Here is a 26,001-nt window from a genome sequence, read left to right as displayed (position 1 = left end):
TCAATGATAAAATTTAACTTTTAAAATCAATATTACCAGCATACCATTTAAAGCCTCTTATTTATCTATTATAAAAAAGAAAGTCTAGAAGATTTCAAAACCATGGCAAACAAAATAAATGCACAAAATAATAATCAAGCATCTTCTAATAATGAAAAAGACCCCTCTCAGCAGACGAATCATACAGAAAAATATTCCCTGATGAATCATTTGTTTTCATTCTTACGGGGTCGAAATTGTGCATCTACGTCACTGCGCGATGATCTTACCGTTGCACTCACGACTAACAATGAAAAAGATGCCGCCCTCTTCTCACCTGAAGAACGTACTATGCTGCATAACATTTTACGCTTACGTGAAGCACGCGTGGATGATGTTATGATACCTCGTTCTGAAATCGAAGCATTAGAAATAAACACCTCTCTTGGAGAAACCCTTAAATGTTTTGCAAAAATTGGTCATTCTCGTATCCCCGTTTATGCTGAAACTTTAGATGATCCGCGCGGCATGATCCATATCCGCGATATTCTTAACTACATCACTCGCTTTATTATCAACCCAACAAAAACCGAACAAAAATCCGATTTGCTTCAATTAAACCATACAGACTTGCATACTCCAATCGGTGAATTGGATTTGATCCGAACAGTTCTCTTTGTTCCCAGTTCTATGCTTGCAAGCAAATTATTAACACGGATGCAAACTACACGAACTCAAATGGCTTTAGTTATTGATGAACATGGAGGAACAGATGGTCTCGTTTCAATGGAAGATATTGTTGAGTTAGTCGTTGGGGATATCGAAGATGAACATGATAATGTCGACAATGCTATCGTACGTGAACCAAATAATAAATGGCTCGTTGATGCAAGAACTGAACTAGAAGATGTGGAGAAAGCTCTTGGTCCTGATTTTATCGTAGGGGAATATGGTGATGAAGTTGATACTATTGGTGGTTTGATCGTCTCAATTCTTGATCGCATTCCTGCTAAAGGTGAAATTGTCGAAGCTGTACCTGGTTATAGATTTCGTATTTTAGAAGCTGATAAACGCCGGATTAAACGATTGCGCATTTTTCGCATTCCCAAAAATGAGAATCTTGAGAACAATGCCATCCCTAAAGAATAGTCCAGCATTTTTAAGCAATTTCATCGTTTTTTTGTTCTCTGTTACAGGCTGGAAGCGCCAAGCATGGATATTTCTGTGTGGTGCTCTTACTTCTTTTGCACTTCCACCCTTTTATTTAACGCCTCTTTGCTTTTTAACTTTCCCTCTCTTTATTGTTTTACTTGACTCAATACGGGCCACCAAAAACAATAAAAAACATTTTTTTACTTACGCTTTAAGCTGTGGAACCTTTGGTTTTAGTTATTTTATTTGCGGCCTTTGGTGGCTATGCAATGCTTTGTTAACAGATCCAGATTCTTTTGGTTGGGCAGTCCCATTAGCCATTTTATTCCCTCCACTCTACCTTTCTCTTTATTGGTTTTTTTCTGGTTTCATTGTCGGTTTATTATGGACAAAAGGAATAGCACGCTTTTTTGTTTTAGCCTTTGCATTAGGATTATCCGAGTGGTTGCGTGCGTTTTTATTCACAGGATTTCCATGGAATTCTCTTGGCTATACAGCCATGCCAACCCCAATGTTCATGCAATCTGATGCAATCGTAGGACTTTACGGAATGAATATTCTTGCTGTCTTAGCCTACAGTTTGCCAACTGTTTTATTAACGGATGAAAAAAAGAAAGTAGCACTTTCTCTTTGCTTATCACTTATATTCATTCACTGTGGTTTTGGGTTTTATCGTCTTCATACTATAGAAAACACAACTGAAGATCAAAAAAGTGCTTATTGGGTGCGCATTGTTCAACCGTCCATCCAACAAAATATAAAATTGCGTGATAATACACGAGAATCTATGTTGGAAGCGCATATGAAGCTAAGTGCAACGCCAACAACCGATCAAAATTCAGAACCCGATTTTATCGTATGGCCTGAAGCTTCCGTTCCTTACCTTCTCTATGATAATTCATCTATCACAATGCGCATTGCCTCTCTTTTAAAACCTAAACAATGGGCTATTGTTGGAGCAATACGCGCCAGCAATGATCTACCTCATTCCCAAACACAATATTTTAATACAATTGCAGTCATTAATGCTCAAGGTAATATTTTAAATACTTCCGATAAACTTCATTTGGTTCCTTTTGGTGAGTATCTTCCTTATCAGCATTTATTGAAAAAAATTGGATTGCGTACCCTTGCTGATAATATTGGTGGATATAGTGCTGCAAGTGTGCGCAAAATTGTTACAATGCCAAACGGATTTTCTTATCTACCCTTGATTTGTTATGAAGCAATATTTCCCCATGAAATGACTTTCAAAGGCTCCCCGCCTCAAGCAATTATTAATATTACAAATGATGCATGGTTTGGTGTAACACCTGGACCCTATCAACATCTTCAACAAGCACAGCTTCGTGCCGTTGAACTGGGAATCCCCCTCATACGGGCCGCCAATAATGGCATATCAGCTGTTATTGATTCTTATGGACGAATCGTTGTAGCTCTTCGACAAAATGCTGTGGGCATTATTGATTCACAAGTTCCATCATCCATTACCCCTATAGGAAGCAATGAATACAGAACTTTCTCTACTTTTATCTTATTCATCCTTATGCTATTGTGTCGTATTGGTTTTGGTTTTACAAAACAGCTTAAATGATTCAAGTGCCCTTTGTACGGTATTGTGTTGCGTGTACCAGTGATATTGGGAAAAAATATTACATATTGTTTTAATTATATGATAAATCAACTGCGCATAAATATGATGTTGGTTTAGAAGAAAAATGCTGGAAATAAAGAGTTGCATTATGACCGAAACTAGAAAAAAACCTGACCCTATAGATATCTATGTTGGAACTCGTATCCGTTTACGTCGTAATATTTTAGGACTCACTCAAGAGAAACTAGGTGAAAAATTAGGAATTACTTTTCAGCAAATCCAAAAATATGAAAAAGGAACAAACCGTATTGGTGCCAGCCGTCTTCAAGCGATAGCGGAAATTATGGATGTTCCTGTTTCTTACTTTTTTGATAAAGGTATTACCTCCCAACAAGTAGAGGGTTTTGCTGAAAGTGAACACAATTTTATAGACTTTTGTTCTAGCAGCGAAGGGATTCAGCTCATGCGCGCTTTTACAAATATATCTGATGCTAAAGTGCGTCGAAAAATTATTGACTTGGCAAAAGCACTTTCTGAGGAAGATTTGACAAATAAGTTATAAATTAAAATTATATCTTTTCTCTTTTATTCATATACATTTGCATTGACTATTTGCTGTAGAATTAGCAAATGGTGACGACTTTAGTAAGCTATTGATTAAATCGTTGGTTTTCTTTTTTGAAGGAGTTCCTATGCCGCATCAAGATTATCTTTTTACGAGCGAATCGGTATCGGAAGGACATCCTGATAAAATTTGTGATCGTATTTCCGATGAAATTGTTGATATGATCTATAAAGAAGCTGAAAAGACTGGTACTGATCCATGGTTAGTACGCGTTGCCTGTGAAACTCTCGTCAGTGTCAACCGTGTTGTTATCGCTGGAGAAGTACGTGTTCCCGATACGCTATTAAAAAAAGATAAAAATAAAGAATTCATCTATGATGAAACTAGCTTTCCACTCATTAATCCTACACGTTTTCGTACAGCAGCGCGCCGTGCTATTCGTACCATTGGCTATGAACAAGCAGGCTTCCATTGGAAAACTGTTAAAATTGATGTTCTTTTGCGCCCACAATCAGCTGATATAGCAAGAGGGGTTGATAATGCTACGGATCGGCATGGTGAAGAAGGAGCGGGTGATCAAGGTATCATGTTTGGATATGCTTGCCGTGAAACACCTGATCTCATGCCTGCGCCAATTTATTATGCGCATAAAATTCTCAAACTTCTTGCCGCAGCTCGTCATAAAGGAGAGGGAGAAACTGGAAAATTAGGACCAGATGCTAAAAGCCAAATAACCATACGTTATAAAAATGGAAAACCGATAGAGGTCACATCCATTGTTCTTTCAACGCAGCACCTTGATGAAAGCTGGGATTCCAATAAAGTACGTACAGTGGTTGAACCTTACATTCGCCAAGCTTTACATGACATTCCCATTGCAGCTCAATGCAGTTGGTATATTAACCCAACAGGAAAATTTGTCATTGGAGGCCCTCAAAGCGATGCCGGATTAACGGGACGCAAAATTATTGTGGATACTTACGGAGGTGCAGCACCCCATGGAGGCGGTGCTTTTTCAGGAAAAGATACAACAAAAGTTGATCGTTCTGCTGCCTATGCGGCACGCTATCTGGCTAAGAATATTGTTGCTGCTCATTTAGCAGAGAGATGCACCATTCAACTCTCCTATGCAATTGGTATTGCACAACCTTTATCTATTTATCTTAATCTTCATGGAACAGGAAAAGTCGATGAAAAGGTTATTGAAGAAGCCATCCGCAAAATAATGGACCTTTCACCTACCGGCATTCGAAAACATCTTGCCCTCAATAAACCTATTTATGCGAAAACAGCTGCCTATGGTCACTTTGGTCGTAAACCAAAACACGATGGTTCGTTTTCATGGGAAAAAACTGATCTCGTGAAAACGCTTCAAACAATGATCCAAATCCCATGATTAAACATAATATACGTAAGAGTGAAGCATTTTTTGGACGCCGACAAGGAAAACAACTTCGAGACAGTCAGCTTACACGTATACAAATGCTTCTCCCCAGTTTGAATATTGATTTAAATGTCCCTCCTCCCTTAAACCTTACATCCTTATTTTCAAGCAAAGTAAGAGAAATTCGACTTGAAATCGGTTTTGGTGGAGGTGAACATTTACTTCATGAAATGGAATATTTTCCAAAAACCGGTTTTATCGGCGTCGAGCCCTTTATCAATGGCATGGCAAAAATATTATCGTCTCTTGAACAGCATCAAAACCATCAAAATCGTCTTCGCCTCTATAATGATGATGCTACACGCCTTCTTGATTGGCTCCCTGATAACTCGCTTGATGGAATAGACCTCTTCTATCCTGATCCTTGGCCGAAAAAGAAACACTGGAAACGACGCTTCATCAACATAAAAAATCTTAACCGTTTTGCTCGTGTTCTTAAAATAGGGAAATTTTTGCGCTTTGCTAGCGATATAGACAGTTATGTAAACTGGACTTTGTACCATTGTGCACAACATGATCACTTTGAATGGAAAGCAGAAAGCCCTCAAGACTGGAAACTCCCTTATCCACTATGGAGCGGAACCCGCTATGAAGCAAAAGCTTTACGCGAAGGACGAACGCCTGCCTATCTTACCTTTATCAAGAAATAAATGATCAAGCGCTTTTCTCATAAACAACTTGAAAAATTTTGAATTTAAGAGTATCAATAGTTAAATTCTTGGTCTTATGATGAAGAGTGGGCCGTTGGACCCGCTCTTTTTTAATATCATAAAACTGATGAAACCAACTTGGATAAAATGTATGAACGAAGCTGAAAAAATAAGCAATCTTGACGAACCGCGCCTGTTTGAAGAAGATGGTATCGAAGCACAGGTTGCTGCTCTTGTCATACCACTACTTAAACCTTTAGGTTTTCGTTTGGTTCGTGTGAAACTTCTTGGTCAAAATGGTTTAACACTTCAAATTATGGTTGAACGTGCCGATGGTTCTATGACCATAGAAGATTGTGAAACTGTTAGTCGAACAGTTTCTCCCCTCCTTGATGTACAAAATGTTATTGAACGCAAATATCATTTAGAAATCTCATCACCTGGAATTGATCGTCCATTGGTAAGAAAATCTGATTTTTTTCATTGGCAAGGGCATCTTGCAAAAATTGAAACCAAAATAACAATTGATGGGCGCCGAAAATTTCGTGGGACACTTACAAATATCACGCAAGATGGATTTATTTTAAACACTGATAAAGCTGCTTATGGAGAAGCCATGTATACCCCTATTTCCTTTTGTGATATCATAAATGCGCATTTAGTGCTTACCGATGAGCTTATTCGCGATGCATTGAAACAAAATAAAGATTTAAGTCAACAATTCATTGCCGAAGAGAACGCTAACGACTCTATACAGACGCTCAATTTCAAAAAATAATATCACTGGGAAATACCCATCGTGTGGCACAAAGAAGGAGAAAATTGATGGCTACAAGCGCTAACAGGCTTGAGATTCTGCAAATTGCAGATGCTGTTGCACGTGAAAAGTCAATCGACCGTGAAATTGTCATTTCTGCGATGGCTGATGCTATTCAAAAAGCAGCACGTTCTCGTTATGGTCAAGAAACCAATATTCGTGCTGAAATCAATTCTAAAACAGGTGAAATTAAATTACAGCGCCTGCTTAAAATCGTTGATGTCGTTGAAGACTATACAACGGAAATTACTTTGTCTGATGCTCTCAAACGTCAAGCAGAAGCAAAAATTGGTGATTTTTTTGCTGATCTTTTACCTCCTATGGATTTTGGACGTATCGCAGCACAATCTGCTAAACAGGTTATTGTACAAAAAGTACGCGATGCAGAGCGCGATCAGCAATATGAAGAATTCAAAAATAAAGTTGGTGAAATTATTTCTGGTACAGTTAAGCGTGTGGAATATGGTAACGTCATCGTTGATCTAGGGCGCGGTGAAGCTATTGTTCGCCGTGATGAATTAATTCCTCGTGAATCATTCCGCTATGGAGATCGCATTCGTGCTTTTGTCAATGATGTACACCGTGAAACGCGTGGTCCGCAAATTTTCCTTTCACGCACACATCCCCAATTTATGGTAAAACTTTTCACTATGGAAGTACCAGAAATTTATGATGGTATTATAGAAATCAAATCTGTTGCTCGTGATCCAGGTTCACGGGCTAAAATCGCCGTTGTTTCACGTGATGGTTCCATTGATCCTGTTGGAGCATGCGTTGGAATGCGAGGAAGTCGTGTACAAGCTGTTGTTGCTGAATTACAAGGCGAAAAAATTGATATTATTCCTTGGTCACCTGATGCGGCAACATTTGTCGTTAATGCACTGCAACCTGCTGAAGTTTCTAAAATCATCCTTGATGAAGATGCTGAACGGATTGAAGTTATTGTGCCAGATGATCAACTTAGCCTTGCTATTGGACGACGTGGGCAAAATGTTCGCTTGGCTTCGCAACTAACAGGATGGAACATTGATATTTTAACGGAAAAGGAAGAATCTGAAAATCGTCAAAAAGAATTTACTGAACGAAGTAAATTGTTTATGGAAGCCTTAGAGGTTGACGAAATGATCGGACAGGTTATGGCATCAGAGGGTTTTTCTTCTATTGAAGAAATCGCCTATATTGATCTTGAAGAAATCGCTTCTATTGATGGTTTTGACCATGATACCGCCGCTGAAATCCAAAGTCGTGCCCGCGAATATCTTGATCATCAAGAAAAAGAACTTGATGAAAAACGCAAAAAGCTTGGAGTTTCTGACGAATTGCGAACACTTCCTGGAATGACAAGTGCTATGTTGGTTGCTGTAGGTGAAGATGGTGTAAAAACAATAGAAGACTTTGCTGGCTATGCCGTTGATGATTTAGCTGGTTGGAGAGAACGCAAAGAAGGTCAAACACAGAATTTTTCTGGTATTTTAACCCCTTTTGACATTACACGCGCAGATGCAGAAGCTATGGTTTTAGCCGCACGTGTACAAGCAGGCTGGATAGACCAAGCTGATCTTGTTACAGAAAGTCCTGTAGAAGATGAAAATTCTACAGAAAATGAAAAAACAGATGATTTGGATGTGGATACACTTTAAATGAACGAACGGACTTGCATTGTGACCCGAAAAAATGCTTCAGCACAAACGCTGATCCGTTTTGTTATTGGTCCCAATAACCAAATTGTTCCTGATCTTAAAGCGAATTTACCAGGGCGTGGCGTTTGGATTTCTGCCCATCACGCTGTTATTGAGAAAGCAATCAAACAGAAAGCTTTTCATAGAAATTTTAAAACAGATGTTGAGGTTGCACCAAATCTTGTGCATGTTGTTGATACGCTTTTACTAAAAGCCGCTCTTTCAAGCCTTTCCATGGCACGAAAAGCGGGAGCAATTGTTATGGGAGCAACAAAGGTTGACGCTGCTATCCGCTCTGGTAAAGTTATTCTTGTACTTCATGCTAAAGAAACAACAGAAGATGGGAAACGAAAAATTGCACAGGCCATCCATTCAATACAACAACAAACAAATCGGACTATAAAAACCATATCTTTATTTACAAGTGATGAAATGCGAGTGGCTTTTGGCTCTAATCCTGTAATGCACGCGGCCTTACTGGACACAAAAGCTGCTGAAGGATTTCTCAAAACAACATGTAAATTGATCAGCTATCGTGACGACAAGCATAGTAAGTCTAGTGAGATGACGGCCCAAGCCGTGAAGGAAGTACAATGAGTGAAAATAACAACGACAAAACAACCGTCAAGAAGACACTAACTCTCAAGAGGTCTGTCTTGGAAACGAGTACGGTTAAACAAAATTTTAGTCATGGCCGTACGAAGGCTGTCGTTGTCGAAACCAAACGGCGTAAAATTACGCGACCTGATGAAAAAGCTGAAACCCTACAGCCCATTACAAAGCCGCATGTGGCCCCCCAGCGTTCTAAACCGCGTTTTGAGGGAAAAAAGCCTCAAGAATCTGTGACCAAAAGCAATCTTTCATCAACTGAAATGGAAGCGAGACTTCGCGCGTTAGAAGAAGCACATATCCAAGAAAAAATAACGCGAGAACAAGCCGAAGAAGAAGCAAGACGCGCTAAAGAGCGTGAAGAAATTTTACAGCAAGAAATTAAAGAAAAAGAAATACATCTCCAACAAGAAGAAGAAATATCGCCAGTACAGACTCCACCTGTTCCCCCTCTCATTGAACAGACAGATATTCCTATTGCCCCTAAACAGACAACCGTGGTTGAAAAACGCAAAATAGATGACAATAAAGAGGAAGAACGGCATAGTCGACGTGCTAATCCTGCTAAATCAGAAATACGTGTACCCAAAGTTGTCAAAGGAGCTGATGAGCGGAGACGCGGAAAGTTAACTCTGAATAGTGCACTGGATGAAGAAGGAAGCGCACGTGGGCGCTCAATGGCTGCAATGCGGCGTAGACAGGAAAAGTTTAAGCGTGCACAAAATCAAGAACCAAGAGAAAAAATTTCTCGCGAAGTTGTTCTTCCTGAAACGATTACTATTCAAGAGCTCGCACAACGTATGACTGAGCGTTCTGTTGATGTGATTAAATTCTTGATGAAACAAGGACAAATGATGAAACCTGGCGATGTTATTGATGCAGATGTTGCCGAACTCATCGCTGTTGAATTTGGCCATACTGTTAAACGTGTTTTAGAATCTGACGTAGAAGAAGGTATCTTTAATATAACAGATAATCCTCAAAACATGCAGCAGCGCGCCCCTGTTGTAACCATTATGGGCCATGTTGACCACGGAAAAACTTCGCTTTTGGATGCTATTCGTAAAGCAAATGTTGTTTCTGGCGAAGCAGGAGGTATTACGCAGCATATTGGTGCCTATCAAGTAGAACAAAATGGTCAAAAAATTACCTTTATTGATACACCAGGTCATGCTGCATTTACCGCTATGCGTGCACGCGGAGCTCGTGTTACTGATATTGCTGTTCTCGTTGTAGCCGCTGATGATAGTGTTATGCCTCAAACGATTGAATCAATCAATCATGCGAAAGCTGCTGGTGTACCTATCATTGTTGCTATCAACAAAATTGATAAACCAGCTGCGAATGCACAAAAAGTGCGTACAGAACTTCTACAACATGAAGTGTTTGTTGAAACTATGGGTGGAGAAACTTTGGACGTTGAAGTTTCTGCTAAAACTGGTCAAAATCTTGATAAACTTCTCGAAGCTATCCTTCTTCAAGCTGAAATGCTTGATCTGAAAGCAGATCCTCAACGAACTGCAGAGGGCGTTATCATTGAAGCCAAATTGGATCGCGGACGTGGGTCTGTTGCAACAGTTCTTGTTCAAAAAGGTACATTACACCCTTCTGATATTATCGTTGCTGGAAATGAATGGGGTCGTGTACGTGCTTTGATTGACGACCATGGCCGCCATGTCAAAGAGGCCGTTCCCTCTACACCAATTGAAATTTTAGGCATGCAAGGAACACCACAAGCCGGAGACCGTTTTGCTGTTGTCACACATGAAGCAAAAGCACGTGAAATTTCTGAATATCGGCAACGATTAGCACGTGATAAAGCTGTTGCGCGGCAAACTGGTTCGCGTGGTTCTCTTGAACAGATGATGACAAAATTGCAAACGACTGGTGTTAAGGAATTTTCTCTTATTATAAAAGGAGATGTGCAAGGATCAATTGAAGCAATCGCTTCAGCATTGGAAAAACTCGGAAATGACGAGGTTCGTGCGCGTATTGTACATTCTGGTGCTGGAGGAATTACCGAAAGTGATATTTCTCTTGCAGAAGCTTCTAACTCTGCTGTAATTGGCTTTAATGTTCGAGCCAATAAGCAGGCACGTGATTTTGCTAAAACACAAGGAATTGAAATTCGTTATTACAACATCATTTATGATCTTGTTGACGATATCAAGGCTGCTATGTCTGGATTACTCTCACCAGAACAGCGTGAAACTTTCCTTGGTAATGCTGAAATTCTAGAAGTCTTTAACATTACAAAAATTGGAAAAGTTGCAGGATGTCGTGTTACAGAAGGTAAAATAGAACGAGGAGCCGGTGTTCGCCTTATCCGCGATAATATCGTTATTCACGAAGGAAAGCTGAAAACACTCAAACGCTTTAAGGATGAAGTCAATGAAGTGCAAAGTGGTCAAGAATGTGGAATAGCCTTTGAAAATTATGAAGACATGCGCGCAGGAGACATCATTGAGACCTTCCGTATCGAACATATTAACCGCACATTATAAAATAATCCAATAACTTTACTCTGTTGTGAAATGAGAAAAGTTATTAGGTTTTATACACAATATCTCTTTTTCCTTATCTAAATGGTCAAAAAAGAGATCTTGTAGCAGGGATAAAACTTTGATGAAAAATGCAGGGCCATCACAACGGCAACTTAGAGTAGCAGAGCAAGTACGTCATGCAATAGCGCATATATTACAGCGTGATATTTTGCTTGATGATGTCTTGAAAGATATTGTTATTTCTGTCTCTGAAGTACGCATGTCACCAGATTTAAAAATTGCTACTTGCTTTGTATCACCTCTCAGTACTCTTAAAAATGCTTCTCATACCGATGTTGTTGATACCCTCAATAAACATAGTCGTTTTCTCCGTGGAGAAATCAGTCATGCGTTGCGACAAATGAAATATATGCCAGAACTGCGTTTCCGACTTGATAATAGCTTTGATAATTTTTCAAAAATTGATGCCCTCCTTCGCTCGCCTGAGGTTGCACGCGATCTTCACCATAGTGATACAGATGAGGATTAAAGATATGGCGCGGCAACACAAGAAAAAAGGGCGTCCTGTTTCTGGCTGGGTCATATTTGATAAACCAAAAGGAATGAAATCAACAGAAGCTGTCTCACAAATCAAATGGCTCTTCCATGCTCAAAAGGCAGGACATGCGGGTACACTTGATCCTCTTGCTTCTGGTCTCCTTCCCATTGCATTGGGCGAAGCAACCAAAACCGTCCCTTACGTGATGCAAGGCAAAAAAACTTACCGTTTTCATATTGCTTGGGGGCAAGAGCGCTCAACAGATGATTTAGAAGGAGAAATAACGAAAACTTCTCTCATACGTCCAACACAAGAAGAAATACTTGCTCTTCTTCCTCAATATACAGGTGTTATTTTGCAAACACCTCCACAATTTTCAGCAATCAAAATTGCTGGAAATCGTGCCTATGATTTAGCGCGTGAAGGGGAAGTTGTTGACATTCCGCCCCGTGAAGTGGAAATAGAAACTTTCAAGTTATTAGAAATGCCTACCAAAGAGCATTCTATCTTTGAAATAACCTGCGGAAAAGGAACTTATGTGCGCTCTTTAGCACGCGATATGGGACGTGATCTCGGTTGCTATGGGCATATTGCTGATTTAAGACGTATTGCCGTCGCACCTTTTGATGAAGAAGATCTCATTACATGGGAGGAACTAAAAGCGGCCATTCCGCCAAATAAAAACACTACAGATGAGAATAATCGTTCTTTTGAAAAAAACTTCTCAACACTCGATGGGCTCTTAATTGACACAAGCGCCGCATTGGATTGCCTCCCTCACTATATCCTTAATGAAACTCAAGCACAGAGAATTATAAGAGGCCATTCTATCCTCTTGAATCATCACAAAGCACCTCTTGATGAAGAGGAAATTTGTGTCCTCTATAAGGAACAACTTCTTGCTATAGGCACTCTCGACAAAGGTCTATTTAAACCAAAGCGGATTTTCACAATTTAATCGATTCTTTTCCCAACCACCTTTTGCGGAAAGATATTTTTCTCTATCAATTAAGAAAAATATGGTGCTTTTCATTGTCTATATTTACCGTATTCATATCAAAATTTAAGTCAGTGCTATAAGCTAACACCACCACACACTTTTTCCTCTTAATGTCGCAATAATCCTTGCATTTAAAGGATTCATAAAAGGCTTTTTATTTCTTTTTCAATCGTTTTTTACTCATACTTTAGTCCTCGTTTATAATGTACAAGCAAAGATATGGACTGATTTACTCTAAATAGATTTGAAACGAGAAAAGCTTAAGATTTTCAGAATCTATCACTCAACATGAAAAATGAAAAATAACCATTATAAATCAATTCATTAAATATTGAAACAGCAATTTTTTTATGATTACGCTAACAAATTGATCGAAATAATATTAATATATGTAATATTTACAAAAACTGTTTTAACCCTAAGGGAGATGATCAGAGGAAACTTTTAAAAGCATCTCATTGGCTTGGGGTATTGTTTGGCGTTCAATCATACGGTGCACTCTTATACCGTTAGGAGCACAATTTAAATGACGCAGACGCTTATTGACTTCTGCATCCGCTTTTGTGCGACGATGATTATGGCGTAAATAATCTACCCATGTTGGCATATGATAAGCCTCTGTCCAATATTCAGGTCTTTCAAGATCTCGTAAAAGAACCCACTGACGCGCACCATCACGTAATCGAATATGGCGTCGACGCGTCATCACTTTGAGAAACTCTTCAAGATCATTTTCATGAATTTTATAATCGATCATTATCATAATCGGGCCACTTCTTGCTTTGAGGTCGAGTAATAATTCCGGCTCTCTAAAATGATCAAGAGGATTTAAATCTATCTGAGGAATTTCTTGAATTCTAAATTTTACCCCTGCAAGAGCACCAAAAATCAAGAATAAAGAACAAACGCTCAAAGCAATTGTTGGAGAATAACCATCAGCTAAACCTCCCCAGATTGCACTTCCAATAGCCATCCCCCCGGCAGATGCCGTTTGATAAAGAGCTAAAGAACGTGCAACAACCCAGCGTGGTGTAGAGAGTTGTACAGATGTATTAAACAACGATAAGGCCAAAACCCAACATAACCCTGCAGGAAATAAAGCAATATGGCTTATAATCAGTGAACGACTGATTCCCAATAAAAAGCAAGAAAAGGCGAAACCAATAAATGCACTTGCAATAATTGTTTCTGAACGAAAATGATGCCGTACAACTGCATTAATAATACCTGCTGTCATGGCTCCTAACCCAAAACAACCGAGCAATGTACCATAAAGAAGGGCACTTCCTCCAAGAACTTTATGCGCAACAATTGGCAAAAGTGCTAAAATAGAAGTTGCTCCTATACCAAAAAGGAACGCTCGAACCATAATACTTAAGAGATTAGGTGACATCGCAACATAACGCAAACCATCTGAGACAGCTCCTAACAGCCTTTCTCGTGGCAATGAGTTGTTTTCATAATTCGACTTCCAGAAAAACAACGCACCAATAAGAGGAATATAGCTTATAGCATTAAACAAAAAAGCAGCCGATGCCCCTAAAGTTGCAATGATGGCACCACCAATCGCAGGACCAACACTCCGCATCAAATTAAAGCCGACACTATTCAAACTAACAGCAGCAGGAATATTTTCCCTGCTCACAATATCTCCTATCGTTGCTTGCCAAGAAGGATTATAAAAAGCTGTGCCACATCCAATCAAAAACGTAAAACATAACAAAAGCCAAGGTGTTAGAAATCCCATATAGGCTAAAACAGATAAACTCATCGATATGACCATCATCATAATCTGTACACACAACATAATTTGACGCCGATTAAAATTATCAGCTAATGCCCCTGCCATCAAAGAAAACATAACAAGTGGTAATGTTGTGGCACTTTGAACTAGCCCAACCATGGAATGCGAAGAACTAATCAACGCCATTAACCACCCTGCTCCAACAGCTTGTATCAGCCCCCCTAAATTAGAAATAAGAGTAGATGACCATAAATTTCGAAATACCGAATTACGAAAAAGTTTTAATGTTGAAATGCTCTGCATCTTTTCCCTCCAACGCTATTTATCACTTTTGTTACCACTCACACACACTCATAATCTTTGTATCAAAAGGATGCATAATTGTTTAAAACACTTCTCATAAAACTCTATTTAAATCAATATTTCAAAACAAAAGCTTTTATTTAAAGAAAGACTTCAAAATGCTGTCAAGGACTAGTATTTTAACCTTCTTTCCTATATAAGAACGAAAATAGGTAAGAGTCTTCGACTTTTCCTGTTTTCTCACAGACCCTTGCTGAACGACATCTCGGCTATGGGTGGCTTTATGTTTCTTCGTTTTTGGAAAGGATAATACGATGTCGATTACAGCTGAACGTAAAAAAGCTCTTGTCGCAGAATACGCAAACAAAGTTGGTGATACAGGATCACCAGAAGTGCAAATTGCTGTACTTTCTGAACGTATTTCTAATTTAACAAACCACTTTAAATCTCACAAAAAAGATAATCATTCTCGTCGTGGTCTTTTGAAGATGGTGTCTCAACGTCGGCGTCTTCTTGATTATCTTAAAGGAGTTGACCAAAATCGTTATCAGACACTTATAAAGAAGTTAGGTTTGCGTCGCTAAAAGAAAAATGGAAGTGATATTTAAAAAACACCCATTTTTTCAACGTGTTGCTTTTAATTAAAAATTTTAAAAACTGATAAGTTATTATGGGATAGAACTGCTCATCGTTTCGCATTTAAGCAGTTTACTTCTCTTTTCTTGCAACAAAGATAAAAAGTATGTTGTCCACCCCAGATCTTGGAAGTATGCTACGCAAAACCAGAATGTGAGCAATCAAAGATTTAAACACTGGTCATTAAGGATAAAAAATGTTCAAAACGCACAAGATAGAAATTGAATGGGCCGGGCGTCCGCTCACCCTTGAAACAGGGAAAATAGCGCGTCAAGCTGATGGTGCAGTGATTGCTACCTATGGAGAAACGATTGTCTTAGCTACCGTTGTATCGGCCAAAATCCCAAAACCAGACCAGGACTTTTTTCCACTCACCGTTAATTATCAAGAAAAATCCTATGCTGTTGGTCGAATACCTGGGGGCTATTTAAAACGTGAAAGTCGACCAAGTGAAAATGAAACTTTGGTTTCACGTTTGATTGATCGCCCAATTCGTCCCCTTTTCGTTGAGGGATATAAAAATGATACACAAGTTATTGTTTCCGTTATACAGCATGATCTCGAAAACAATCCCGATATCCTTGCGATGATTGCATCTTCTGCGGCATTGACCCTGTCAGGTGTTCCTTTCATGGGGCCTATAGCCGGTGCCCGCGTTGGCTATTGTAATGGACAATATATTCTTAATCCTCATATCGATGAAATGCCTGAATCAAAACTTGATCTTGTTGTTGCTGGAACAGAAAGTGCTGTTTTGATGGTTGAATCAGAAGCACAAGAATTACCGGAAGATATCATGTTGGGGGCCGTAATGTTTGGTCACAAAGGCCTTCAACCTGTCCTTGATGCCATTATAAAGCTTGCTGAAGTTGCTGCAAAAGATCCTCGTGATTTTGTTCCTGAAGATCTTTCTGAGCTTGAAAAAGCGATGCAGAAAATGGCAGAACAGGATATACGAAAGGCTTACACAATTACTGATAAGCAAGAACGTTATGCTGCAATTGATGCACTAAAGACAGAAATCCTCAATAAATTTATGCCAGAACCAGAAAAAGACTGTCAATTTAGTGCAGATCAAATTGCAACCGTATTTAAACAGTTGCAAGCAAAAATTGTTCGCGGAAACATTCTTGATACCCAAAAGCGGATTGATGGACGCAATCTTTCTACCGTACGCCCTATCCAATCAGAAGTAAGTATTTTACCCCGCACACATGGATCAGCACTCTTTACCCGCGGAGAAACACAAGCGATTGTCGTTGCAACATTGGGAACTGGTGAAGATGAACAATATGTTGATTCTTTGACAGGAATGTATAAGGAAACATTCCTTCTCCATTACAATTTTCCACCATTTTCAGTGGGTGAAACGGGACGCCTTGGTTCTCCAGGTCGTCGTGAAATTGGACATGGCAAATTGGCATGGCGGGCAATTCACCCCATGTTACCAACGAAAGAATCTTTTCCTTATACCATTCGTGCTGTCTCAGAAATCACTGAATCCAATGGCTCTTCTTCTATGGCAACGGTTTGTGGAACCTCACTTGCTCTTATGGATGCTGGTGTTCCTCTAGCACGCCCTGTTGCTGGTATTGCTATGGGCTTGATTAAAGAAGGAGAACGCTTTGCTGTTCTTTCTGATATTTTAGGGGATGAAGATCATCTTGGAGATATGGATTTTAAAGTCGCAGGAACAGAAAATGGTATTACTGCCTTGCAAATGGATATCAAAATTGATGGTATTACCGAAGAGATTATGAAAATCGCGCTTGAACAAGCCAAAGGTGGACGAATCCATATCCTTAATGAGATGGGGAAAGCTTTAACCAGTGCACGTGCTGAGCTGAGTGAATTTTCTCCACGAATCGAAGTTATGAATATTTCTGTCGATAAAATCCGTGATGTTATCGGCTCTGGTGGTAAAGTTATTCGGGAAATCGTGGAACAAACTGGAGCAAAAATTAATATTGAAGATGATGGTACCATTAAAATTGCTTCTGCTGATGCTAAAACCATTGAAGCAGCAAAACGTTGGATCCATTCTATTGTCGATGAGCCTGAAGTTGGTGCTATCTACCAAGGAACAGTTGTAAAAACTGCAGAATTTGGTGCATTTATAAACTTCTTTGGTTCTCGTGATGGACTCGTTCATATCTCTCAGCTTGCATCAGAACGCGTCACCAAAACAACAGATATTGTAAAAGAAGGTGACAAAGTTTGGGTTAAATTAATGGGCTTTGATGAGCGTGGAAAAGTTCGGTTATCAATGAAGGTCGTTGATCAAACAACCGGAAAGGAAATCACCGGTGATAAAGCGATGAATGAAGAAAAGTGCGTGGATGAAAAAAAACAACCTGAAAATAAGCGCCGCCGTAAGAAAGAAGAGTAAGTTTTTCCTCTTATCGTATCATGAAATGCCATCCCAACATTGGAGTGGCATTTTTCTTTGAAAGAGTCATATGTGTTATTATTTTTGCCTTTTGAAAATCATGAACTCCCGTATCCTGATCCAAACCAGTGTTGGCTAAGTTTTGGTTTAACAGAAATCCCAGCTCCAGAATGGGCACAAAATTTAAAAGTTATTACGCCTTGGCGACCAGATTTTTTAAAATTTGTCGATACTCAATTTCACTGCTCTCCTCAAATAGATAAAACTTTCAGCTATGATGGTGCATTTTTACATTTGAGCAAATATCGTGGTTTGAACCAAAATTGTTTTCTTGATTTATTAGAATGCGTTAAACCCAATAGATGGATTGTAATTAGTGGGGATAAAACTGCTGGTGCTGCTTCAATGATGAAATGGGTCAAAACAATTGTTCCCATCACCAATAAATTGTCTAAAAATCATGGTCTTGTATTTTGGTTGCAAGTTCCTCAACAAATTGAGAGACATAACATTGCGCAATTGCGCTCACCACCGCTCACTTTTGGTAAATTTCAAACCACTTCTGGTATGTTCTCACACGGTCGTATTGATCCAGGATCTGCTGCGCTTGCTTCTTATATGCTCAAAGTTATTTCTGGAAAAACAGCTGATTTTGGTGCTGGATGGGGTTATCTTTCTCACGTTGCGCTTGAAAGAAGTGAAAAACTCACTGCTCTCGACCTTTATGAAGCAGACTACAATGCTTTGAGAGCAGCAAAACAGCACCTTAAATCCATAACAACTCCTTTTCCAATTCATTTTTATTGGCATGACCTTGTACATGAACCTGTCACAAATCTATATGACACAATCATTTCAAATCCACCGTTTCACACACAACAAACAACAGATGTTTCATTAGGAAAAAATTTTATTATAAATGCTGCAAAGTGCTTAAAGCCAAGCGGCAGTCTGCTTTTTGTTGCAAACCGCCACCTGCCTTATGAAACATTATTAAAAAATATTTTCCGCACAGTGTTGATACATGAACAAGCCCATGGTTTCAAAATTATCGAAGCACGCAGATAAACAGAACAAGCAATAACTTTCAAAGAATAAAACGTGAAAGATCGATATCAGCAGCAAGCTCGCCAATCGATTTTCTCACATAAGCAGCATCAATTTTAAACGATGTTCCAGCTTTATCAGGTGCAGTGAAAGAAATCTCATCCAAAACGCGCTCCATCACTGTTTGCAAACGACGTGCCCCTATATTTTCAATCCTTGCATTTAAATCTACAGCAATATCTGCTAAAGCATCAATTGCATCATCGGTAATTTCCAAATGAACCTCTTCTGTTGCCATAAGAGCAATATATTGTTTAATCAAACTAGCTTCTGGTTCCGTTAGAATGCGCCGTAAATCTTCCCTTGTTAAAGGGTTCAGCTCCACACGGATGGGCAAACGTCCTTGAAGTTCCGGTAATAAATCAGATGGCTTGGAAACATGAAATGCACCTGAGGCAATAAAAAGAATATGATCTGTTTTGATTTGCCCATATTTTGTAGCAATTGTTGTTCCTTCAACCAAAGGCAAAAGATCCCGTTGAACGCCCTCACGCGAAACCGCAACACTTGCTCCACCATCCCTGGTTGCAATTTTATCAATCTCGTCGATAAAAACAATACCGTCATTTTCAGCAACACGAAGCGCCTCTTGAATAATTTGCTCCTGATCAAGGAGTTTTTCAGATTCATCATCAATGAGCGGTTTAAAAGAATCCTTTACTGTCGTCTTACGGACTTTTGTACGACTGCCCATTTTTCCCAAAATATCTGATAAATTCATAATACCCATTTGTGCCCCAGGCATACCAGGAATATCAAAGGTTGAAGCACTATTGCTATTATTATCGGCGACTTCAATTTCAATCTCTTTCTCATCCAATTCACCTTCACGCAATTTTTTACGAAAACTATCACGGGTAGCAGGACTTGCTGTTTTACCAACAAGGGCGTCTAAAACCCGCTCTTCAGCATTCACGTGAGCCTTTTCTTTTATTTCATCCCGTTTCTTTTCACGCACAAGAGAAATGGCAATTTCAACAAGATCTCGAATAATTTGCTCAACATCACGTCCCACATAACCAACTTCAGTAAATTTCGTCGCTTCTACTTTCACAAAAGGTGCTCCAGAAAGTTTTGCTAATCGACGTGCGATTCCTGTTTTACCAACACCTGTTGGCCCTATCATTAAAATATTTTTTGGCATAACTTCTTCACGCATCGGCTCATCAAGCTGTTGCCTACGCCACCGATTGCGCAATGCAATAGCTACAGAGCGTTTGGCATCATTTTGGCCAATAATAAAACGATCAAGTTCAGAAACAGTCTCACGAGGGGAAAATACAACACACATTTAAATAGCTTTCTCTAAAGAAGATAATTCTGCATCCAATGTTTCAATCGTAAAATGATCATTGGTGTAAACACAAATTTTAGCGGCAATAGCCATAGCTTTACGAGCAATAGTTTCTGCATCTAAATCCAAATCCATGAGTGCACGCGCTGCTGAAAGAGCAAAATTTCCTCCAGAGCCAATTGCCATAACCCCATCTTCTGGTTCTAAGACATCACCAAGCCCTGTTAGAGCCAAAGTTACTTTCTTATCAGCCACGAGCATCATTGCTTCGAGACGACGCAAATAGCGATCTGTTCTCCAATCTTTTGCAAGTTCCACACAAGCACGCATAAGCTGATCAGGATATTGTTCAAGCTTTGTTTCCAATCTCTCCAGTAATGTAAAAGCATCTGCCGTAGCACCAGCAAAACCAGCAATAACCACTCCGTTCTTTCCAAGACGACGCACTTTACGTGCATTGCCTTTCATAATTGTCTGTCCAAGAGAGACCTGACCATCCCCAGCCATCACGACTTGTCCACCTTTTCGTACCGTAATAATTGTTGTACCATACATTATGTCTGGCTTATGTTCTGTCATAAGGAAACTCCTTAATATTAACTTTACTTTTTAATATTGATTTCTTTTCATACAATGTAAAACTCAATTACTATTGTCCTATTTAAGAACATATACAGCAAAACACAATGATTCAGCATAACTCAATTTGTTGAAAATGGAAAAATGATATCATTGTTGTCAATGTAAATTACTGCTAAATAGCTTTATATAAACAGTTTGTGCTTTTTAGAGGAAAATTATGAAAAAAATAGCCATAGGGACCTTAGGTGGAACAATTGCAATGACTGCTGATAGTTTTGGTCACATGCAACCGACTTTAACTTCAGATAACCTCATAAAAAGTGTTCCTGATTTAAATAACGTTGCTGATATTCATGCACAAACATTAATGCAAATACCAAGTGGATCTTTATCGTTTCAAATGCTTTTTGAAATAATTAAGTGGGCAAAACAACAAATAAACGCTGGTGCAGAAGGTATTGTTTTAACACAAGGGACTGATACTCTGGAAGAAACAGCTTTTTTTCTTTCTCTTTATTGGAAAGAAGCCGAACCACTCATCATAACCGGCGCTATGCGCATGCCTCATGAAGCAGGCGCCGATGGCCCCGCAAACATTTTAGCAGCCACTCGTGTCGCAGCAGCCACACAAAGTCGTAACAGGGGCGTTCTCGTTGTCATAAATGATGCAATTCATTCACCTTATTGGCTCTATAAAAGCCATACCGTCAAAGTCGAAACATTTCAATCAGGTCTTGCAGGTGTTTTAGGAACTATTTTAGAGGGAAAACTTATTTATTTCAATGATCGAAAATTTTTCCCAAAAACGTTTGATCTTCCCCAAAACCATGATCATCAAATTGCACTCCTCTATTCCTCTTTATCATCTGGTGCACAATTAATGAAACTATGCCTTGAAAGTGGGTATTATGCTGGAGTTGTTATTGCTGGTTTTGGTGCGGGGCACTGTAGTTTTCAAGAAGCAGACCTTGTACAACAATATGCACAAAAAATACCAATCATTATTGCTAGTCGTTGTTGTAATGGCTCAACAACTCGTATAACTTATGGCTATAAAGGCTCCGAAATCGATATGATTGCTTCTGGTGCTCTCATGTCTGGTTATTTATCAGCCGTAAAAGCGCGTCTACTTTTATGGACTTTTTTGGCGCAAGGGCACTCATTAGCACAAATCCGTGCAAACTGGAATGACTGGACTATAAGTTAATGAAAAATGATCCATTATCTTAAAAGAAGAGAGCATGCAAAACAAAATTTATTTGAAAATAAAGCCGCTCATCTGTCTACTCTTAATCAATTGCTGCTGCAAGAAAATCTCGACAAATACAAATGATTGATACGACTATACAAAAAATTAATCAGAAAGATAATCTGGTCAAATCCGTTTCTGACCGATATTCACCCTATCGTGTTTTTACTGCACAAGAATGGTCAGAGTTTCGTGAAGACACACCTCTTACTTTGACTTTTGATGAAATTAAGCGTTTACGCTCTATTGATGATCCTATCGATCTTAAAGAAGTCCAACGCATTTATCTTTCTTTATCGCGTCTGTTATCATGCCATGTTGAAGCAGTACAGGAACTTTTTCACAAACGTCAGCAGTTTCTCCATCAAGAAGAGAGTAGAAAAACGCCCTTTATTATTGGAATTGCTGGTTCTGTAGCTGTAGGAAAATCAACCACGGCTCGCATTCTTCAAGAACTGTTGAAAAGATGGACATCTAGCCTTAAAGTTGATCTAATCACAACGGATGGTTTTCTCTATCCTAACGCAATCTTACAGCAAAAAAATCGTATGAATCGTAAAGGATTTCCTGATTCCTATGACATTAAAAAACTGCTGTGCTTTCTTTCGGCTATAAAAGCAGGTATCGGAAATGTTCGTGCCCCACTTTACTCACATATGACCTATGATGTTCTAGAAAATCAGACAATTACCATTGATCGTCCTGATATTTTAATTGTTGAAGGTATTAATGTATTACAAGTCAGTGATCTTCCTAAAGATGGAAAAGCTATTCCTTTCGTATCAGATTTTTTTGATTTTTCAATCTATGTCGATGCCGAAACAGAAGTCATTCGTCACTGGTATTTGGAGCGCTTTAAACGTTTGCGTAAAACAACTTTTCAAAATCCTGAATCCTATTTTCATCGTTATGCCCACCTCAATGAAAAAGAAGCCTCAAAAATCGCTGAGGATCTTTGGCAAACGATTAATTTAAAAAATTTACAGGAAAATATATTGCCAACACGACCACGGTCCAATCTCATTCTACGAAAGGGAAAAAATCATTTGGTCGAATATGTCGCACTTAGACGGCTATAAGGATCTCATAACTATGCACCACCACATTCATTTTACCTCAACGCGTATCGATAACAGTTGCCCTATCATATTGGTAAACCAAAGAACTCTTGCCAACTTATCACTTGATGCGTCAACAACAGCATGGATAAAAGTTAATGACTTTACTGGTAAAGCAGGACAAATACTCTTTATTCCTCACGAAACGGGGCATTTAAAAAAAGTTTTATTTGGAATTGGCAATGGTAACGATCCTTTTATCACAGGACTGCTTGCTCAAAAGCTTCCTGCTGGTCAATGGCATTTAGAAGGTACAACCTCTGATGAAATAAATACCTATCTTGGATTGGCATTTGGTAGCTATCAATTTAATCGCTATCGTCAAAATTCTTCTTTCAAATCATTATCTATCCATGTCAATGAGGCGATTGATCTCAATGAGCTCCAACGAATTTATGAAGCTGTCTTTTTCGTCCGTGATCTCATTAATATTCCAGCCAATGATATGAACCCTGATACTCTCGAAAAAGAAGCTCGAAAACTAGGAAAAACCTACGGTGCTCATATCAAAAGTATTTGTGGAGACGATCTCTTAATCCATAACTTTCCGATGATTCATGCTGTAGGACGAGCAGGCAGCACTGCACCACGACTGATTGAGTTACTCTGGGGGCAAGAACATCATCCTAAAATAACGTTGGTGGGCAAAGGCGTAACTTTTGATACTGGAGGTCTCGATATTAAATCAGCCAATAACATGTTGCTTATGAAAAAAGATATGGGGGGTGGAGCAAACGTTTTGGGATTGGCTAAACTTATCATGGATGCAAAATTGCCTTTCCGTTTACGCGTTTTGATTCCAGCTGTAGAAAATGCAATTTCTGGGAATGCTTACCGACCAAGTGATATTCTCAAAAGTCGTAAAGGTTTAAGTGTTGAAGTAGGTAATACAGATGCTGAAGGGCGCCTTGTCCTTGCCGATGCACTCGCCTATGGTGATGAAGAAAGTCCACAATTCATGCTTTGTATGGCTACTTTAACAGGGGCAGCGCGTATAGCATTAGGACCAGATCTTCCCGCATTTTATTGTAATGATTCAATATGGGCACAACAAATTTCTGAATCTGCTCACGCTGTCTTTGATCCTCTTTGGCAAATGCCCCTTTGGAAACCTTACCAAGAGATGTTATCATCACCAATTGCTGATCTTAACAATGTAACTGGAAACAGCTTTGCTGGTTCTATAACAGCTGCTTTATTTCTTAATTCTTTTGTTGAAAAAGCTGAACATTTTGCGCACTTTGACCTTTATGGATGGATTCCAAAAGAAAAACCAGGATACCCTGTTGGTGGATCAGCACAAACTATTCGTGCCCTTTATAATATTTTTAAAAAATGAATTTTGACACAAATATCCACAAAAATGGACAATTTTGCAATTTCAAGAACAGTTGCTATCGTTTTAAATTGTGTTCTTAGTTTTGTTTGAGGATAAAAATCTTACCAATACAGCTTTCATGAGTTTGTTTAAAAGTAAGAAATAACAAAATGGAAAGCAAAAAGATGATCTCTAAAGACCCAAGACTTCATGCATTCAGAGATGATCTAGCAGATCAACGTCTTGAAACAGAAATTACAGCTCAGCGCTTTGTTCAAGGTGAAAAAAGACGTGTTAATACAGTGGTCGCTGGACTTTTTAAAGAAAATAGTAAAAAAAGTGAAAGACAAACAGAATGCTTATTCGGAGAAGAACTTCTCATTTTTGAACAAGGGGAAACAATGTCGTGGGGACAATCACTCAAAGATGGTTATGTTGGTTATATTGATACAAAAGTTCTTTGTACATCAACCATAAAACAAACGCATGTGGTTTCAGTACCACGTACATTTAAATATTTACACGCTGACTTACGTGGACCAATAGTATCCCCTTTATCTATGGGAAGCAAAGTTAGTGTTGTTGATGAAATTGAAGTCCGTGACACAATGTATTCTATTCTTGAAAATGGAACAGCAATCATTACGAGTCATCTCAGCCCCATTGGACGCGTATATGAAGATTATGTCACAGTTGCAGAAACCTTTATCCGTACACCTTATCTTTGGGGTGGTGTCAGCGGTTTTGGAATTGATTGTTCGGGACTCATTCAGCTCTCTATGATGATGACCGATCAAATAGTTTTACGTGACACCAATATGCAGCAAGAAACTATAGGCAGTCCTCTTACAGATACTGATAAACTTCAACGAGGCGATTTAATTTTTTGGAAAGATCATGTTGCTATTATGGTTGATCACGCAAATATTATTCACGCAAATGGTTTTTCTATGGACGTTATGATTGAGCCCTTGGAAAAAGCAATTACGCGTATCGCTAAAAAAAATCAATATCCCATCGCAAAACGCCGTCCAATTCAAGAAACTTCATACATGCCTCCTATAAAAAATTAATTGAATGTTTTATTATTACAATATATTGATTTATAAGGATAATTATCCATCATTCACTCTGCGTCAAGCATTCTAAATATCGTAAGATTTTTTATTTCAAATCTGTTTTTATATTGGATCAATCAAAGCCGCTTGTCTGTTCATCACAAGCGGAATTGATGTATAAGTAAAAATGATTACGAAAAGAAAAATATCCCTTCTGAATGCCCTCAAATACCAAGAGCTATCGTAACTAACATTGGAACCAGCTTACTCCTTCATAAGCGTAAAGATAGTGGCGCTCAATAGATTTTATCCTATAAAGCTTTACCATTATACCATTCACGAGTGCCGGCACGAAATGGGCTTTGGAATATTGCGAGATGCCTCTTTTAAACAACCCCGCAAATATGCAACACAATGGCGTTCTATATTACGTAAGGGATATGCCCCTCTTAATCAAAAGCAACATTTTTTGAAATTTTTCCTATTATCGATATCTTATGAAATAAATACTCCTAATATCTCTCGGTGCCTCCAAGACAATCTCTCAATAATAATCGCGAAAAGTATAAATCCATTATCTACCACCATTTTTATGCTTATGAAGCGTGCAAAGGCATCATTATACACTTTGCCAATTCTCAATGTTGCGATAACCCTTGGCTATTGGAGAGT

21 protein-coding genes are annotated in these 26,001 nt (G+C 38.9%); 18 read left to right on the top strand and 3 right to left on the bottom strand.

Features of this window, described 5'->3' with window-relative positions; genetic code table 11:
- Positions 1–102: 102 nt before the first annotated feature.
- The 11 genes from ACFINY_RS05310 to truB all read left to right on the top strand — a co-directional run bounded on the left by ACFINY_RS05310 (position 103) and on the right by truB (position 12,489).
- Entirely contained in the window at positions 103–1,128 is a 1,026-nt protein-coding gene (locus tag ACFINY_RS05310) for a hemolysin family protein (protein WP_375611808.1), read from the top strand.
- Positions 1,091–2,725, top strand: a complete 1,635-nt coding sequence (gene lnt / locus ACFINY_RS05305) for an apolipoprotein N-acyltransferase (RefSeq protein ID WP_375611809.1) — start codon at positions 1,091–1,093, stop codon at positions 2,723–2,725. Before ACFINY_RS05310 ends, lnt begins: the two co-directional genes overlap by 38 nt.
- A gap of 148 nt (positions 2,726–2,873) precedes the next feature.
- Positions 2,874–3,287, top strand: coding sequence for a helix-turn-helix domain-containing protein (locus ACFINY_RS05300; RefSeq protein ID WP_375611810.1), 414 nt, complete (start codon positions 2,874–2,876; stop codon positions 3,285–3,287).
- Between the two features lie 130 nt (positions 3,288–3,417).
- Positions 3,418–4,686 carry a methionine adenosyltransferase gene (gene metK, locus ACFINY_RS05295; RefSeq protein ID WP_375611811.1) on the top strand — a complete coding sequence of 423 codons (1,269 nt, stop codon included), beginning with the start codon at positions 3,418–3,420 and terminating at the stop codon, positions 4,684–4,686.
- On the top strand, positions 4,683–5,384 hold the full coding sequence (locus ACFINY_RS05290) for a tRNA (guanine(46)-N(7))-methyltransferase TrmB (protein ID WP_375611812.1): 702 nt from the start codon (positions 4,683–4,685) through the stop codon (positions 5,382–5,384). The genes metK and ACFINY_RS05290 overlap by 4 nt, the downstream gene beginning before the upstream one ends.
- Before the next feature lie 127 nt (positions 5,385–5,511).
- The gene (gene rimP, locus ACFINY_RS05285; RefSeq protein WP_375611870.1) at positions 5,512–6,162 is read left to right on the top strand and encodes a ribosome maturation factor RimP; all 651 of its coding nucleotides are present in this window, start codon (positions 5,512–5,514) and stop codon (positions 6,160–6,162) included.
- Between the two features lie 47 nt (positions 6,163–6,209).
- Positions 6,210–7,841: a transcription termination factor NusA gene (gene nusA, locus ACFINY_RS05280; protein WP_375700909.1), complete on the top strand. Its 1,632-nt coding sequence runs from the start codon at positions 6,210–6,212 to the stop codon at positions 7,839–7,841.
- A complete protein-coding gene (locus ACFINY_RS05275) occupies positions 7,842–8,477 on the top strand; it encodes an RNA-binding protein (RefSeq protein WP_375611814.1) in 636 nt (211 codons plus the stop codon).
- Positions 8,474–10,993 (top strand): translation initiation factor IF-2, encoded by a 2,520-nt coding sequence (gene infB, locus ACFINY_RS05270; protein ID WP_375611815.1) that lies wholly within the window; start codon positions 8,474–8,476, stop codon positions 10,991–10,993. The genes ACFINY_RS05275 and infB overlap by 4 nt, the downstream gene beginning before the upstream one ends.
- Before the next feature lie 121 nt (positions 10,994–11,114).
- Positions 11,115–11,522: a 30S ribosome-binding factor RbfA gene (gene rbfA / locus ACFINY_RS05265; RefSeq protein ID WP_375611816.1), complete on the top strand. Its 408-nt coding sequence runs from the start codon at positions 11,115–11,117 to the stop codon at positions 11,520–11,522.
- 4 nt (positions 11,523–11,526) lie between these two features.
- Positions 11,527–12,489, top strand: coding sequence for a tRNA pseudouridine(55) synthase TruB (gene truB, locus ACFINY_RS05260; protein WP_375611817.1), 963 nt, complete (start codon positions 11,527–11,529; stop codon positions 12,487–12,489).
- A 460-nt stretch (positions 12,490–12,949) separates the two neighbouring features.
- On the opposite strand, the gene ACFINY_RS05255 is transcribed toward truB, so the two are convergent.
- A complete protein-coding gene (locus tag ACFINY_RS05255; protein ID WP_375611818.1) occupies positions 12,950–14,578 on the bottom strand; it encodes an MFS transporter in 1,629 nt (542 codons plus the stop codon).
- A 314-nt stretch (positions 14,579–14,892) separates the two neighbouring features.
- Here ACFINY_RS05255 and rpsO point away from each other — a divergent pair, with 314 nt between their 5' ends.
- From rpsO to ACFINY_RS05240, 3 genes are all read left to right on the top strand, one after another.
- A complete protein-coding gene (gene rpsO, locus ACFINY_RS05250) occupies positions 14,893–15,162 on the top strand; it encodes a 30S ribosomal protein S15 (protein ID WP_375611819.1) in 270 nt (89 codons plus the stop codon).
- Between the two features lie 248 nt (positions 15,163–15,410).
- A complete protein-coding gene (pnp, locus tag ACFINY_RS05245; protein WP_375611820.1) occupies positions 15,411–17,603 on the top strand; it encodes a polyribonucleotide nucleotidyltransferase in 2,193 nt (730 codons plus the stop codon).
- A 72-nt stretch (positions 17,604–17,675) separates the two neighbouring features.
- On the top strand, positions 17,676–18,671 hold the full coding sequence (locus ACFINY_RS05240; protein WP_375650867.1) for a class I SAM-dependent methyltransferase: 996 nt from the start codon (positions 17,676–17,678) through the stop codon (positions 18,669–18,671).
- 19 nt (positions 18,672–18,690) lie between these two features.
- On the opposite strand, the gene hslU is transcribed toward ACFINY_RS05240, so the two are convergent.
- A complete protein-coding gene (gene hslU, locus ACFINY_RS05235; protein ID WP_375611822.1) occupies positions 18,691–20,001 on the bottom strand; it encodes an ATP-dependent protease ATPase subunit HslU in 1,311 nt (436 codons plus the stop codon).
- Positions 20,002–20,583, bottom strand: a complete 582-nt coding sequence (hslV, locus tag ACFINY_RS05230; protein ID WP_375611823.1) for an ATP-dependent protease subunit HslV — start codon at positions 20,581–20,583, stop codon at positions 20,002–20,004. It abuts the gene before it with no gap.
- Between the two features lie 220 nt (positions 20,584–20,803).
- Here hslV and ACFINY_RS05225 point away from each other — a divergent pair, with 220 nt between their 5' ends.
- The 4 genes from ACFINY_RS05225 to ACFINY_RS05210 all read left to right on the top strand — a co-directional run bounded on the left by ACFINY_RS05225 (position 20,804) and on the right by ACFINY_RS05210 (position 25,344).
- A complete protein-coding gene (locus ACFINY_RS05225; protein WP_375611824.1) occupies positions 20,804–21,793 on the top strand; it encodes an asparaginase in 990 nt (329 codons plus the stop codon).
- Positions 21,794–21,915: 122 nt separating this feature from the next.
- A complete protein-coding gene (gene coaA / locus ACFINY_RS05220) occupies positions 21,916–22,914 on the top strand; it encodes a type I pantothenate kinase (RefSeq protein ID WP_273790598.1) in 999 nt (332 codons plus the stop codon).
- A 13-nt stretch (positions 22,915–22,927) separates the two neighbouring features.
- Positions 22,928–24,292, top strand: a complete 1,365-nt coding sequence (locus ACFINY_RS05215; RefSeq protein WP_375646318.1) for a M17 family metallopeptidase — start codon at positions 22,928–22,930, stop codon at positions 24,290–24,292.
- Between the two features lie 164 nt (positions 24,293–24,456).
- A complete protein-coding gene (locus ACFINY_RS05210; RefSeq protein ID WP_375700908.1) occupies positions 24,457–25,344 on the top strand; it encodes an NlpC/P60 family protein in 888 nt (295 codons plus the stop codon).
- Positions 25,345–26,001 lie beyond the last annotated feature (657 nt).

This window comes from Bartonella sp. AA23NXGY, assembly GCF_042197165.1.
In the GTDB taxonomy this organism is placed as follows: Bacteria; Pseudomonadota; Alphaproteobacteria; order Rhizobiales; family Rhizobiaceae; genus Bartonella.
Note: the sequence above shows the minus strand (reverse complement) of the source record. Positions and strands in the feature narration are given on the sequence as shown.